This is a genomic window from Pseudomonas aegrilactucae (assembly GCF_019168305.1).
In the GTDB taxonomy this organism is placed as follows: Bacteria; Pseudomonadota; Gammaproteobacteria; order Pseudomonadales; family Pseudomonadaceae; genus Aquipseudomonas; species Aquipseudomonas aegrilactucae.
In genome coordinates this window covers 58779-71394 of the sequence record NZ_JAHTBI010000050.1, presented here as the reverse complement: position 1 = coordinate 71394, position 12616 = coordinate 58779, and the positions used below count along the sequence as shown (strand labels likewise).

The window sequence follows — 12616 nt, the reverse complement described above, 5'->3', positions numbered from 1 at the left end:
ATCGAGCGCCGCCCGCGCGGCGCTTCGCTGGCAAGGCGAGTCGTCGCACCGCAGCTCCCACATTTGCTGCAACGTACCATGGCCTGCCAGGTCGGCGTTGTCGGCCTTGTTAGCCTGGCGATATATCGCGGTGGCCCCACCAAGTGCCAAACCACCCTATACGGTGTACCTTTGCCCCCCCCAGCCCAGGAGCACCCCCGATGATCGACTGGCTCAGCAACCACCCTCACCACAGCAACACCCTGGCCCAATGGCTGCACCAGCAGTTCGCCTACGAATATGCCGACCAGCCACTGGCCCAATGGCAACAGGCGTTCGCCCACGGCCAAACCGATGGCAGCCTGCACAGCCTGATCGCCCTGGACAACGACCACCTGCTCGGCAGCGCCTCACTGGCCCGCGAAGACCTGCCCCAGCGCCCCGACCTTGGCCCCTGGCTGGCCTGTGTGTTCGTCGCCCCCGAGGCGCGCGGTCAAGGCCTGGCCGAAGCACTCATCGAAGGCGTGCGCGCCAAGGCCAAGGCCCTGGGCCACACACGCCTGTACCTGCACACCCACGACCGCGCCGACTACTACCACAAGCGCGGCTGGCACCCCATCGAGCCGTTCCAGGCGTGGGGCAAGTCACACTGGCTTATGTACTGCCCCCTCTAACCCGGAAACAGAAACGGGCTGACCCCGCTGCGATCAAAACCCTGACGCTCGACCTCGGCATCCAGCGCAATCGAGGCCAGGTCATCGGCCACCAGTTCCAGATCGCGCTCGTGCTCGGGGTAGAACACCTTGAGGTAGCTGTGGCATTCGTCACAGCTCTCCGCCTTGATCGCCGCCTCGTGGCTGTGCAGCGACCAATAGTCCAGGCTGCCGGTCTCTTCGCAGTTGCTGCATTTGAGCCGCACCATGTGCCAGCGGCTTTCGCACAGGCCGCAGTGCAGGTAGCGCAAGCCGGCCTGCGCGCCAGTAAGGATCACGCTGGCCACCGGCGCCGCAGTGCACACCGGGCAATGCTGGCGCTGTTCACCCACCTGGGCGCTGCCTATGGCCGGCAGATGCGCCGCCAGCTGGGTGAAGTACAGCGACAGCGCTGCCCACAGGAACAGCGCCTGGCCACTGTCGATCTCGCTGAACCGGCCCGCCAGCAAGGCATCGGCGGCACGCTCCAGCGCCGCCTCGTCCAAGGCGCACAAGCTCTGCAGGGTGGGGTGTTCGAGCTGTTCGCCCAGCGCATGCAGCAACTGCTGCCAGTACCCGGCGCGCGGCAGGCTGCCCCAGGCCAACGGTGCCCTGCCAGTACCCACTTGACCGGCCAGTTCCCCGATCAGCGCCGCTGGCAGCGGCAAATGTTCAAGCAACCGCTGCTGAGCATCGGCCACCTGGGCCACAAACAGCAGGTAGTCGGCCATGGCGTGGTCCTGCGCCAGTTGGCGCAAACGCGCCGCGCGCTGGCTGTAGCGCTGGCCCAGGCTAGGCAGCAGCACGGCAGGTATTTCACCGAGGGCGGCAGAGCGCTTCTCGATCGGGGTCATGCGGATACTGTTCATGGCTGCTTGCCGCTCCCGTTGTGCTTGTTGCCGAGCTGGCGATACCAGCGATCATGGTGGGTCCTGGCCCAGCGATGGCTGACGTAGCCGGTCACCATGCCACGGATCGATCCCTTGACCCAGAACGCCAGGTACGCGTGACCGATGATCAGCAGCATCAGGCTGATGCCGGCAATGGCGTGCACCAGCAGGCCGATGCGGATCACCGGGATGGCGAACCATGGCGCAAAGTAGGGCCGCCAGATCACCACGCCACTCACCAGCAGCACGCTGATCAGGCCCATGATGCCCCAGAACAGCACCTTCTGGCCGGCGTTGTACTTGCCGATCTGCAAGGCCGGCTCATGCGCGCCAGCCAGTACCTGGCGCACGTTTCTGAACCACAGGCGGTCTTCGCGTTCGGCCAGGTTGTACTTGACGAAGCGCACGAACAGGAACGCCAGCAGCACGAACACCATCACACCGAAGAACGGGTGCAGGATGCGCGCCAGCTGCGGGGTGCCGAACACCGCGTTAAGGCCGTTGAGGGAGGGGAAGAACCACGACAGCCCCGACAGCGCCACGGCAAAGAAGCACAGCACCATCACCCAGTGGCTGGCACGTTCGATGAAACGGGTACGCAGGATCAGTTTGTCCTTGTTCATGCGTGGGTGTCCTCCTCGGTTTTCTCGTCCTGCTCCTCGACCTCGTTCGGGCCCACACCCACGTAGTGGAAGAGGGTGCCGGCCAGGGTGGCGAAGAAGGCCACCGCCGCCACTGGCTTGAGCCAACCTTTCCAGCCATGGATGGCGCTGCTGATGCGCGGGTCGGTGGGCAGCTTGTGGTACAGGTGCGGCTTGTCGGCATGCTGCAGCACGTACACCACGTGGGTACCGCCCACGCCCTGCGGGTCGTAGATGCCGGCCCCGGCAAAGCCGCGGCCCTGCAGCTCGGTCACGCGCTCGCCGGCCTGGTGCAGCATGTCCTGCTTGCTGCCGAAGTTGATCGCGCCGGTAGGGCAGGTCTTGACGCAGGCCGGCTCCTGGCCGACGGCCACGCGGTCGACACAGAGCGTGCACTTGTAGGCCTTGTTGTCCTTCTGGCTGATGCGCGGCACGTCGAACGGGCAGCCGGCGATGCAGTAGCCGCAACCGATGCAGTGCTCGGACTGGAAGTCGACGATGCCGTTGGCGTACTGGATGATCGCCCCCGGTTGCGGGCAGGCTTTCAGGCAGCCAGGGTCGGCGCAGTGCATGCAGCCGTCCTTGCGGATCAGCCACTCGAGCCTGCCGCTTTCGTCCTCGACCTCGTCGAAGCGCATCAGCGTCCAGGTCTCGGCCGACAGGTCGGCCGGGTTGTCGTACACGCCGACGTTATGGCCCACCTCGTCGCGCAGGTCGTTCCATTCGTTGCAGGCCACCTGGCAGGCCTTGCAGCCGATGCAGATGCTCACGTCGATCAGCTTGGCCACTTCGGCCTGGTGGTCGCGCACCTGCGGCGCCGGGGTCAGCCCGTTGGTGGCCGAGCGCTTGATGATGTCTTGGGATTGCATGGACATGGGTTCGCTCCCCTCAGGCCTTTTCGATGTTCACGAGAAACGCCTTGTATTCCGGCGTATGGGTATTGGACTCGCCCACCCCCGGGGTCAGGGTGTTGGCCAGGAAGCCCTTGCGCGTGCTGCCCTCGTAGCCCCAGTGGCAGGGAATACCGATGGTGTCGACGTCCTGCCCGTCGATGGCCAGGCGGCGGATGCGCTTGGTCACCACGGCCTTGGCCTTGATGTAGCCGCGCTTGGTACTGACCTTCACCAGGTCGCCCTGCACGATGCCCTTGTCGGCGGCCAGCTTCTCACCGATCTCGATGAACTGCTCCGGTTGCACGATGGCGTTCAGGCGGGCGTGCTTGGTCCAGTGGCGGAACAGCTCGGTGATCGAGTAGGTGGTGGCCACGTACGGGAACTCTTCGCGGGTGCCCATGCGTTTGCGGTCGTTTTCGTACAGCCGTGCAGTGGGGCTGTAGGTCACGTTCGGGTGCAGGGGGTTGTTGGCCAGCGGGCTCTCGGTGGGTTCGTAGTGCTCGGGGAACGGCCCGTCGTTCATCGCGCCCACCGAGAACAAACGGCCCAGGCCTTCAGGCAGCATGATGAACGGGTTGGTGTGGCTGCCGGGCGCTGCGGTCACGGCAAAGTCGGGCACGTCCACGCCGCTCCAGCGTGTGCCGTCCCAGCCGATCAGCTTGCGCTTGGGGTCCCACGGCTGGCCCTGCGGGTCGGCCGAGGCGCGGTTGTACAGGATGCGCCGGTTCTGCGGCCACGCCCAGGCCCAGCCCGGCGTGCAGCCCAGGCCGCTGTCGGCGTTGTCGCGGCGGGCCATCTGGTTGCCCTGTTCGGTCCAGGAACCCGCGAAGATCCAGTTGAAGCACACCGTGCTGCCGTCGTCGCGCAGTTGCGAGAAGTCGTCGAGCAACTGGCCCTTGCGCAGGATCAGGTTGCCCTGCTCGTCGTGCAGGTCGGCCAGGGCGCGGCCGTTGGATTCCTTGGCCACTTCCTCGGGCTTGGGGTCGTACGGGTCGGCGTAGGCCCAGGCCATGTTGAGGATCGGTGCGGGGTTGGCGCCGCCTTCCTTCTCGTACAGCTCGCGGATTTTCAGGAACAGGTGGCCGAGGATCTTGCCGTCGTGCCAGGCCTCGCCGGGCGGCGCGGCGCCTGCCCAGTGCCATTGCAGCCAGCGTCCGGAGTTGACGATCGAGCCGTCTTCCTCGGCAAAGCAGGAGGAGGGCAGGCGGAACACCTCGGTCTGGATCGCCGCGGTGTCCACGTTGTGCTGCTCGCCGTGGTTCTGCCAGAAACTCGAGGTTTCGGTGGCCAGCGGGTCGATGATCACCAGGAACTTGAGCTTTTCCAGGGCGGCCTGGGCCTTGTTCTTGTCCGGGAACGCCGCCACCGGGTTGAAGCCCTGGGCGATGTAGCCGTTGACCTTGCCTTCGAACATGCGGTTGCTGTAGTTGAGCACGTCGTAGCTGTCGTCCCACTTGGGCAGCCAGTCGAAGCCCCAGTCGTTTTCCTTGGTGGCCTTGTCGCCCCACAGGCTCTTCATCAGGCTGACGAAGAATTTGGGCGTGTGCTTGTAGTAGTTGACCTGGTCGGGCAGCACCGCGCTCGGGGTGCTCTGCTTGAGGTAGGTGGCCAGGTCCGTCTGTGCGTCCGACGGCAGGTTCATGTAGCCGGGCAGGCGCAGCGACAGCAGGCCCAGGTCGGTGTAGCCCTGGATGTTGGAGTGCCCGCGCAAGGCGTTGACCCCGCCGCCGGCCATGCCGATGTTGCCCAGCAGCAGCTGGATCATGCCGGAGCCACGGATCATCTGCGCGCCGTTGGTGTGGTGGGTCCAGCCCAGGGCGTAGAGGAAGGTGGCGGTCTTGTCCGGGGCGCTGGTGGTGCCGAGGATTTCGCAGATCTGCAGGAAGTCGTCCTTGGGCGTGCCGCAGACGTTGCTGACCATGTCCGGCGTGTAGCGGCTGACGTGGGCCTTGAGCAGGTTCCACACGCAGCGCGGGTGGCTCAGGGTCATGTCGCGCTTGGCGAAGCCGTCGCTGCCCAGTTCGTAGGTCCACGAGCTGCGGTCATAGCTGCGCTTGCCGGCGTCGTAGCCGCTGAACAGGCCGTCGTCGAAGCTGTAGTCCTCGCGTACGATCAGGCTGGCGTTGGTGTAGGCGCGCACGTAGTCGTGCTGGATCTTGTCGTGGGTGATCAGGTAGTTGACCACGCCCATCAGGAAGGTCACGTCGGAGCCGGCGCGGATCGGCGAATAGATATCCGCCACCGCAGCGCTGCGGTTGAAGCGCGGGTCGACCACGATGACCTTGGCGCCGTTGCGGATCTTGGCCTCGATCACCCACTTGAAGCCCACCGGGTGCGCTTCGGCGGGGTTGCCGCCCATGATCAGCACCACGTTGGCGTTCTTGATATCGACCCAGTTGTTGGTCATCGCGCCGCGCCCGAAGGTCGGCGCCAGGGCCGCCACGGTGGGGGCGTGGCACACGCGGGCCTGGCTGTCGGTGCCCAGGATACCCAGCGCACGGGTGAAGCGCTGGTCCAGCGAGCCGGTCTCGCTGCTGGCGGCCGAGCTGCACAGCATGCCGGTGCTCAGCCAGCGGTTGACCGTGGTGCCCTTGTCGTTCTTCTCGATGAAGTTGGCGTCGCGGTCGTCCTTCATCAGCCGTGCGATGCGCTCGATGGCGTGCTCCCAGCTGATGCGCTGCCACTTGTCCGAGCCGGGGGCACGGTATTCGGGGTGCAGCAGGCGTTGTTCACTGTGGATGTAGTCCACCAGGCCCGCGCCCTTGGGGCACAGCGAGCCCCGGCTGACCGGGTGGTCGGGGTCGCCTTCGATATGGAAGATGCGTGCCTTCGCGTTCTTCGCGCCGTCACCCAGGCTGTACATCAGTACCCCGCAGCCCACCGAGCAGTAGGTGCAGTTGTTGCGGGTTTCCTTGGCGCGCAGCAGCTTGTACTGGCGTGATTGGGTGGCCTGGGCCATGCCGGGCGCGAAGCCCAGGCTGGCCGCAGTGGCCGTGGCCGCGCCAACGGTACACAGCTTGAAGAACTGTCGTCTGCCCAGTCCCATGGTTATCTCCTTATACAAGCGACCTCACGAATCGGCCGCGCACGCGCAGGCCCGCCGGGAAAAGCGTCGAGATCGGAAAGTGGTATGCAGGCCAGTAGCAGGGAGTGCGCGCAAGACCCTTTCTATCGTGGGTGTATTACGCGCAGTCGCGGGGAGTGTATGCCCTTACGAATAGTGTGACTAATCGAGCTTGTCGATCAGCCTATAGACGCTTTCGATGGCGGGGGGGTTATCGCGTGGCGTCGGCGGGGATCATCACGGTATCGACCACCATGTCCACCGGCAGGGTGGCAATGAAGGCCAGCGGGCACACGATCAGTGGCCAGCAGAACTGCGCCGAGGTCGCGCTGAAGAGGAACGACACGTTGTTGCGGGTGCCGTGGTAAAGGCCCGGGGACGCGCATTCCATGCAAACTGAGCCACGCATCAGGCTGCCGCAACTGGTCAGGGTGAAGGTGGAGACGATGAGTGCCGCGGCGAGGATTCGGATGGTGCTGTTCCTTAGCAAGAGGTTGGGTCCGATTTTTCTGCGCGGCGATTCTCTCACTGAGGCTGGCGCAATGCTACAGTCGCTCCTTTTTTGCACAGGCCTTCATGGCCCCTTCGCTGGCAAGCCAGCTCCCACAGGATCACTGCTGAACCTGTGGGAGCTGGCTTGCCAGCGAAGGGGCCGCTGCAGCCACTATTGGATAGCTGGGAGAGTGATTACATGCGGGTAGCAATGGTATTGGGTGCAGCCTTGGTACTGGCCGGGTGCGCCTCGTCGACGATGAACCAGGCCCGCGAAGGCGCGCCAGACAAGACCTTCACCTCGGTCAAGGCCGAACCGCTGGTCGCCGAGTGCATCCAGTTCGGCTGGCAGGACGAGGCGGTGTTCGGCGTGGACGCCAGCGGCTACCTGCAAGCCGGCCCCAACGGGGGTGCCACCGTGTCGACCCGTGGCGCCGAGTACTTTGCCGACGTACGCGCCGAGGCCGGCGGCACCGTGGTGAAGTTCTACGCGGTCAAGGATGACGCGCTGGCGCAGCGGCGCATGGCGGCGCTGGCGACGTGCCTCTGAGCAGCAAGCCCAGGATGGTGTGGGGCAGTTATGAACACGGCCAGTCCAGCGTCACCTGGTGCGCCTGGGTGTGCCTGTTGCTGGGTGTGTTCCTGCTGTATTGCCACGAAGGCTTCAACGCCGAGATCGGCATCCTGCTTGGCTGGTCTGCCGTGTGTTTTGCCCTCAGGTTGCTCAAGCGGCCCAAGCCCAGGCCGCTCACGCCGATGTACATGGACACCCCACCCGCACCGCCGTCGCGTATCCGTGGCCGAGGCAAGCGCAGGCGTACCCGCGAACGCCAGGCCGACTGACCCGAGGGGCTATACTCACAAGCATTGGGGGCGCTAGCAGACAACCCTAGGGTTGGAGGTGTCTCATGGGCCAATATCAACGACTGTTTCTGATCGCAGGCTCGACCCTGCGCCATTCCCCCGCCCTGGAGCGCGCCACGGCGATCGCCAGGGCCAGCGGCGCCGCGCTGCACATCACGGTGTTCATCGAAGACACCGACCTGTTCGGCGTTCAGGGCAAGCAGGCCGTATTGCAGGCACTGGCAGAAGAAAACCGCCAGTGGCTGCAGGACGAAACCGAACAACTGCGCGACAGCGGGCTGGTGGTGACAGGTGAGATCGCGATCACGCGCACGGTGCTCGACGAAATACTCCAGCATATCGAGCAGATGCGTCCGGACCTGGTGCTCAAGGATGTGCACCACGAGTCGGCGCTCAAGCGCGTGTTCGTCACCCCGCTGGACTGGCACCTGCTGCGCGAATGCGCGGTGGCCGTGCACCTGGTCAGCGAAATTCGCAGTCCGTTGCCGCGGGTGGTGGTAGCCGCTGTCGACCCTTCGCAGGCGCATGCCGCGATCAACCAGCAGATCATCCAGGCGGCCAACGCGCTGGCCATCCAGTGCGATGCCGAGCTGCATTTGCTGCACGGCTTCGATGCGGCCAATACCCACCTTGCCGACTTCGGTGCCGGTGCTGTGACCATGCCGGGGTTCAGCAACGAGGTTCGACGTTCGCTGCAACAGAGCTTCGACCACCTGGCCGATGCGCTGGGCGTGCCGACGCAACGCCAGCACTTTCTGGCGGGCTCACCCACGCGGGTGATTGCCGAGTTCGCCCAGCATCACCGCGCCGATGTTATCGTGATGGGCAATACCCACCGCCACGGGCTTGACCGGCTGGTAGGCAGCACGACCGAGCAGGTGTTGTATCAGGTGCCGTGCAATGTGCTGGCGGTGAAAGGCCCATAGCCGCTAGCCACGGCCCTTGAAGTTGCCGGTGAGGCGTTCGAGCCAGGTCAGTGGGCGGGCGTAGTACTCGTTGTCCTCGAGCTCCACCAGGGTGAAGACCTTGTTCCACTGGCCGGGGGAATCGCCCGTCGACGTGATCGTTGCATCGGCCTGCACCTGTGCCTCGGGTGCCTGTGGCGGGGTGAGTGCGTAGACCTGGAAGCCCAGGCTGCCCTTGAGATTCCAGGCGTGACTTACAGCGATGAAGCGGCTCATTGATACCTCGCAGTTGCGCCTAGAAGCGCCCTTCGAAATTGCCGGTGATGCGTTCCAGCCAGGTCAGGCGACGGGGCGCACGTGGGGTGTGGTCGATCTCGATCACCGTGAAGTCGCAGTACTGACCTTCCTTGTCGAGCTGCTCGACGCGGATGTCGCTGGCTTCCAGGTAGGCATCGGGATGGTTGGTGCTGCGCAGTGCGTGCACCTTGAACCCGCGGTTGGCCAGGTAGGTGCTGCGCAAGTGAAAGACGGCGATGAAGCGGCTCATGCGGGCAGGTGTTCCGAGGGCTGGGGCCGGCAGTATACCTATGCAGTGAGGCGCCTGGCCCCTTCGCCGGCCTTGCCGGCGAAGGCAGGCGCCGCCGCTCACCAGCGCACGCGCACGCCGAGGTTGCCGATCAACCCGTTCAAATCGTTGTCGTCCACATCGCTGCTGTAGTCGGCACTCACAAACAGCGCCACCTTGGGCGTGACCCGTGCCACCAGCCCCAACCCCAGTTCCACCGTGGCCGAATTGCGCCCGCTGCTGATCTTGTCGACCTTGTCCAGGCTGACGGTATCGGCATTGGAGAAGTCATACCATACGTTGGTCCGCACATAGGGTTCGATCGGCATGCCGCGCACTTCGTAGCGTGCCGACAGGCGCGCACCCACACGCCCGGTCCAGCTCGGCTGGCGGTCATACGCCTGCAAGGTCTCGGCCTGCGCCTCGTTGCCCGGGTAGTACTGCTGATTGATCAATTGCGCCTGGGGCTCGATCACCCAGTTCTTGCCCAGCCCGATAGGGAAGCCACCTTCCACCGAAAACGTCAGGGCATGCCCGTTGCCGTCCAGCCGCTCGCCATTGCCGGCCCGCCCACTGGTGTCGAAGCGGGTGCCCATGGCCACCGCGTCCACGTGCCAGCCCTGATCGTGCTGCATGCTCCAGTACATGCCCAGGCTTTCACCCTCAAGGCGCACGACGTTCTTCTTGTCGCCCAGCTGTGGCTTGCCGCCTTCGAAGCCGCTTTGCAGGTTGCTGTGGCCCACGAAAATACCGGCGCGGTGGATGTTGCCACCCGCCGTTTCACGAATGAACAGGTCAGGGCTGACCTGCAGGTTCTGGTTCGGTGTGTCCAGCCGTGCGCCAGGCGCGGGAGCCGTCTTGACCGGGCTCGGAAAGAATTGCGCCCACTGGCTGGCAATGGTGTCCGGGGGGAGCACCGCATGGCGTTCGGCCAAGTGTTCGGAGAACACGCCCAGGGTATTCAGGCTCAGGCTCGACACGCTGGTAGGGCCCAGGGCCAGCACGGGCATGCTTGAGGTCAGATTGAACGCGGCGTCATCGTCCTCCAGGCCAACTGCATGGGTTTGCACCGGGGTTGCTAAAAGCAGCGACGTGGAAACCGCATAGAAAACATACTCAAAACCCGAAGGGCCCAATGCTCTTTTCATGGCCGATCTCCTCTTGTTGTAACAGCCAAGGGTCTGGCGTGATGTCACGGGCTGTAAGGCAAAACCAGAGGGCGACCCAAACCAGCAAACCTGCCTCGCACCCGCGAAAACCCGCGAGCTAGAGGCCCGGAATGATGTTGAAGCATGCGTACTAGTTGTAGCTAAGGAGAGGAGAAGGCAGGCGTCAAGATTGTGTGATTATTTCGTTTGCGTGATGTTTTGAGGCTTAAGGTCCTGATAAATATCGGTTCTTGCGAACCTATAGCCGCGTTGAGTATTTCAACGCGGCGCTCTATGCCAAAACGGTTGCTCAGGCCTCCTCGTCACGCTGCAGTTCAAGCAGCAGCAACGAGCGCCCGGTGACCTCGAACACGCTGCCAAAGCCCAGCCGCTGGGCCTTGCGCAGCTGCGGTCGGTCGGTGTCGATCAGGCAGCTCCAGTATTCGCCCTGAGGCACGTCGGGCAGGGTGAAACCGACGGTGTCATGGTGCGCGTTGACGATCAGCAGCAAGGTGGCATCGGCCCCCGGGCGCAAGATGCCGCTGACCTGCGCGCGGCCATCCATCAGCATGCCCAGGCATCGGCCCTGCGGGTCTTCCCACTGCGCCACGCTCATCTCGCTGCTATCCGGCGCCAGCCAGGTCACGTCCTTGACTCCGATTGCCTCGTTGTAGTCGCCCACCAGGAAGCGGCTGCGTCGCAGGATCGGGTAGGCCAGGCGCAGCTTGGTCAGGCGCTTGACGAACTTGAGCAGCGCGGCGCCCTCGTCGTCGAGCTCCCAGTTGACCCAGCCGATCTCGCTGTCCTGGCAATAGGCGTTGTTGTTGCCGTGCTGGGTGCGGCTGAACTCGTCGCCGGCAACGATCATCGGGGTGCCCTGGGCCAGCAGCAGGGTGGCGAAGAAGTTGCGCATCTGGCGCAGGCGCAGGGCGTTGATTTCAGGATCGTCGGTGACGCCTTCGACGCCATGGTTCCAGGAGATGTTGTTGTTGCTGCCGTCCTGGTTGTTCTCGTCGTTTTCTTCGTTGTGCTTGTCGTTGTACGAGACCAGGTCGCGCAGGGTGAAGCCATCGTGGGCGGTGATGAAGTTGACCGAGGCATATGGGCGACGCCCGCGCCGGTTGAACAGCTCGCCCGAGGCGGTCATGCGGGCGGCAAAGTCCGCCAGCTGGCCTTCGTCGCCTTTCCAGAAGGCACGTACGGTGTCGCGAAAGCGGTCGTTCCATTCGGCCCAGCCGGGGGCGAAGTTACCCACCTGGTAGCCGCCGGGCCCGCAGTCCCAGGGCTCGGCGATCAGCTTGACCTGGCTCAGCAGCGGGTCCTGGCGGCAGGCCACGAGGAAGCTGTGACGCTCGTCGAAGCCTTCGTGGTAGCGACCCAGGATGGTTGCCAGGTCGAAGCGAAAACCGTCCACGTGCATTTCGCCGGCCCAGTAGCGCAGCGAGTCGGTGACCAGTTGCAGCACGCACGGGTGGCTCAGGTCCAGCGTGTTGCCGGTGCCCGAGTCGTTGATGTAGTAGCGCTTGTCATCGGGCATCAGGCGGTAGTACGAGGCATTGTCGATGCCGCGCATCGACAGCGTCGGGCCTTGCTCGTTGCCCTCGGCGGTGTGGTTGTAGACCACATCCAGGATCACCTCCAGGCCCGCATCGTGCAGGTGCGCGACCATCTCCTTGAACTCGGCGATCTTGCCGTTGGCCAGGTAGCGCGGGTGCGGCGCGAAGAAGGCGATGCTGTTGTAGCCCCAGTAGTTGTTCAGGCCCTTCTGCAGCAAGTGCTGGTCGTTGACGAACGCATGGATCGGCAGCAGCTCGATGGAACTGACCCCCAGCCCCTTGATGTGCCCCAGCAGCTCGTCGTTCATCAGGCCGGCAAAGGTGCCGCGCGCAGCCTCCGGCACGGCCGGGTGGCGCATACTGATGCCGCGCACATGGGCCTCGTAGAACACCGTGCGGTCCCACGGCACGCTCACGCGCTGGTCGCGGCCCCAGGTGTAGGCGGGGTCGATGACCTTGCACTTGGGCACGAAGGGCGCGCTGTCGCGTTCGTCGAAACTCAGGTCGCCGTCCGGGTGGCCGATGGTGTAGCCGAACAGGGCCTCGGACCAGCGCAACTCGCCCACCAGTTGCTTGGCATACGGGTCGATCAGCAGTTTGTTGGGGTTGAAACGGTGGCCGTTCTGCGGCTCGTACGGGCCATGCACGCGGTAGCCGTAGATCTGCCCCGGGTGGGCGTCGGGCAGGTAGCCGTGGAAGATTTCATCGGTGTATTCGGGCAATTCGATGCGTTCCAGTTCGTGCTCGCCGCTGGCATCGAACAGGCACAGTTCGACCTTGGTGGCGTTGGCCGAAAACAGCGCAAAGTTCACGCCCAGGCCATCCCAGGTGGCGCCCAGGGGGAAAGGCAGGCCTTCACGGATGCGCGAAGGTTCGACGCTGGCAGGCTCGGGCGTTGCGGTGGGCTTGGGCTTGGGCTGGCTCATA

General features: G+C 64.5%; 13 protein-coding genes. 4 read left to right on the top strand and 9 right to left on the bottom strand.

The genetic code is table 11. The annotated features are described in order from the left end of the window. Positions 1-200: 200 nt before the first annotated feature. Positions 201-653 carry a GNAT family N-acetyltransferase gene (locus tag KUO17_RS15070; protein ID WP_217976340.1) on the top strand — a complete coding sequence of 151 codons (453 nt, stop codon included), beginning with the start codon at positions 201-203 and terminating at the stop codon, positions 651-653. On the opposite strand, the gene fdhE is transcribed toward KUO17_RS15070, so the two are convergent. The 5 genes from fdhE to KUO17_RS15045 form a co-directional block, all read right to left on the bottom strand. Then, a complete protein-coding gene (gene fdhE / locus KUO17_RS15065) occupies positions 650-1540 on the bottom strand; it encodes a formate dehydrogenase accessory protein FdhE (protein WP_217976339.1) in 891 nt (296 codons plus the stop codon). The genes KUO17_RS15070 and fdhE overlap by 4 nt on opposite strands. Beyond that, complete coding sequence (locus tag KUO17_RS15060) at positions 1537-2184, bottom strand: formate dehydrogenase subunit gamma (RefSeq protein WP_217976338.1); 648 nt, start codon at positions 2182-2184, stop codon at positions 1537-1539. The genes fdhE and KUO17_RS15060 overlap by 4 nt, the downstream gene beginning before the upstream one ends. Next, positions 2181-3071 (bottom strand): formate dehydrogenase subunit beta, encoded by an 891-nt coding sequence (gene fdxH / locus KUO17_RS15055; protein ID WP_279648436.1) that lies wholly within the window; start codon positions 3069-3071, stop codon positions 2181-2183. The genes KUO17_RS15060 and fdxH overlap by 4 nt, the downstream gene beginning before the upstream one ends. Positions 3072-3090: 19 nt before the next feature. Beyond that, positions 3091-6141: a formate dehydrogenase-N subunit alpha gene (fdnG, locus tag KUO17_RS15050; protein ID WP_217976336.1), complete on the bottom strand. Its 3051-nt coding sequence runs from the start codon at positions 6139-6141 to the stop codon at positions 3091-3093. A gap of 229 nt (positions 6142-6370) precedes the next feature. Next, positions 6371-6550 (bottom strand): YceK/YidQ family lipoprotein, encoded by a 180-nt coding sequence (locus KUO17_RS15045; RefSeq protein ID WP_163972578.1) that lies wholly within the window; start codon positions 6548-6550, stop codon positions 6371-6373. Between the two features lie 300 nt (positions 6551-6850). Here KUO17_RS15045 and KUO17_RS15040 point away from each other — a divergent pair, with 300 nt between their 5' ends. The 3 genes from KUO17_RS15040 (at position 6851) to KUO17_RS15030 (ending at position 8441) form a co-directional block, all read left to right on the top strand. Continuing rightward, positions 6851-7201, top strand: coding sequence for a hypothetical protein (locus tag KUO17_RS15040; RefSeq protein WP_217976335.1), 351 nt, complete (start codon positions 6851-6853; stop codon positions 7199-7201). Beyond that, positions 7192-7494, top strand: a complete 303-nt coding sequence (locus KUO17_RS15035) for a hypothetical protein (RefSeq protein ID WP_217976334.1) — start codon at positions 7192-7194, stop codon at positions 7492-7494. Before KUO17_RS15040 ends, KUO17_RS15035 begins: the two co-directional genes overlap by 10 nt. 65 nt (positions 7495-7559) lie before the next feature. Continuing rightward, positions 7560-8441 (top strand): universal stress protein, encoded by an 882-nt coding sequence (locus tag KUO17_RS15030; RefSeq protein ID WP_217976333.1) that lies wholly within the window; start codon positions 7560-7562, stop codon positions 8439-8441. 3 nt (positions 8442-8444) lie between these two features. Here KUO17_RS15030 and KUO17_RS15025 read toward each other — a convergent pair whose 3' ends face one another. From KUO17_RS15025 to glgX, 4 genes are all read right to left on the bottom strand, one after another. Further along, positions 8445-8696, bottom strand: coding sequence for a hypothetical protein (locus tag KUO17_RS15025; protein ID WP_217976332.1), 252 nt, complete (start codon positions 8694-8696; stop codon positions 8445-8447). A gap of 19 nt (positions 8697-8715) precedes the next feature. Further along, a complete protein-coding gene (locus KUO17_RS15020; RefSeq protein WP_217976331.1) occupies positions 8716-8967 on the bottom strand; it encodes a hypothetical protein in 252 nt (83 codons plus the stop codon). 98 nt (positions 8968-9065) lie between these two features. Continuing rightward, a complete protein-coding gene (locus KUO17_RS15015; protein WP_217976330.1) occupies positions 9066-10133 on the bottom strand; it encodes an autotransporter domain-containing protein in 1068 nt (355 codons plus the stop codon). Positions 10134-10443: 310 nt separating this feature from the next. Then, positions 10444-12615 carry a glycogen debranching protein GlgX gene (glgX, locus tag KUO17_RS15010; RefSeq protein ID WP_217976329.1) on the bottom strand — a complete coding sequence of 724 codons (2172 nt, stop codon included), beginning with the start codon at positions 12613-12615 and terminating at the stop codon, positions 10444-10446. Position 12616 lies beyond the last annotated feature (1 nt).

Bases quoted from the DNA above. Each gene is read 5' to 3' on its own strand.
- KUO17_RS15070 (WP_217976340.1), top strand. From the start codon at position 201: ATGATCGACTGGCTCAGCAACCACCCTCACCACAGCAACACCCTGGCC.
- fdhE (WP_217976339.1), bottom strand. From the start codon at position 1,540: ATGAACAGTATCCGCATGACCCCGATCGAGAAGCGCTCTGCCGCCCTC.
- KUO17_RS15060 (WP_217976338.1), bottom strand. From the start codon at position 2,184: ATGAACAAGGACAAACTGATCCTGCGTACCCGTTTCATCGAACGTGCC.
- fdxH (WP_279648436.1), bottom strand. From the start codon at position 3,071: ATGCAATCCCAAGACATCATCAAGCGCTCGGCCACCAACGGGCTGACC.
- fdnG (WP_217976336.1), bottom strand. From the start codon at position 6,141: ATGGGACTGGGCAGACGACAGTTCTTCAAGCTGTGTACCGTTGGCGCG.
- KUO17_RS15045 (WP_163972578.1), bottom strand. From the start codon at position 6,550: ATGGAATGCGCGTCCCCGGGCCTTTACCACGGCACCCGCAACAACGTG.
- KUO17_RS15040 (WP_217976335.1), top strand. From the start codon at position 6,851: ATGCGGGTAGCAATGGTATTGGGTGCAGCCTTGGTACTGGCCGGGTGC.
- KUO17_RS15030 (WP_217976333.1), top strand. From the start codon at position 7,560: ATGGGCCAATATCAACGACTGTTTCTGATCGCAGGCTCGACCCTGCGC.
- KUO17_RS15025 (WP_217976332.1), bottom strand. From the start codon at position 8,696: ATGAGCCGCTTCATCGCTGTAAGTCACGCCTGGAATCTCAAGGGCAGC.
- KUO17_RS15020 (WP_217976331.1), bottom strand. From the start codon at position 8,967: ATGAGCCGCTTCATCGCCGTCTTTCACTTGCGCAGCACCTACCTGGCC.
- KUO17_RS15015 (WP_217976330.1), bottom strand. From the start codon at position 10,133: ATGAAAAGAGCATTGGGCCCTTCGGGTTTTGAGTATGTTTTCTATGCG.
- glgX (WP_217976329.1), bottom strand. From the start codon at position 12,615: ATGAGCCAGCCCAAGCCCAAGCCCACCGCAACGCCCGAGCCTGCCAGC.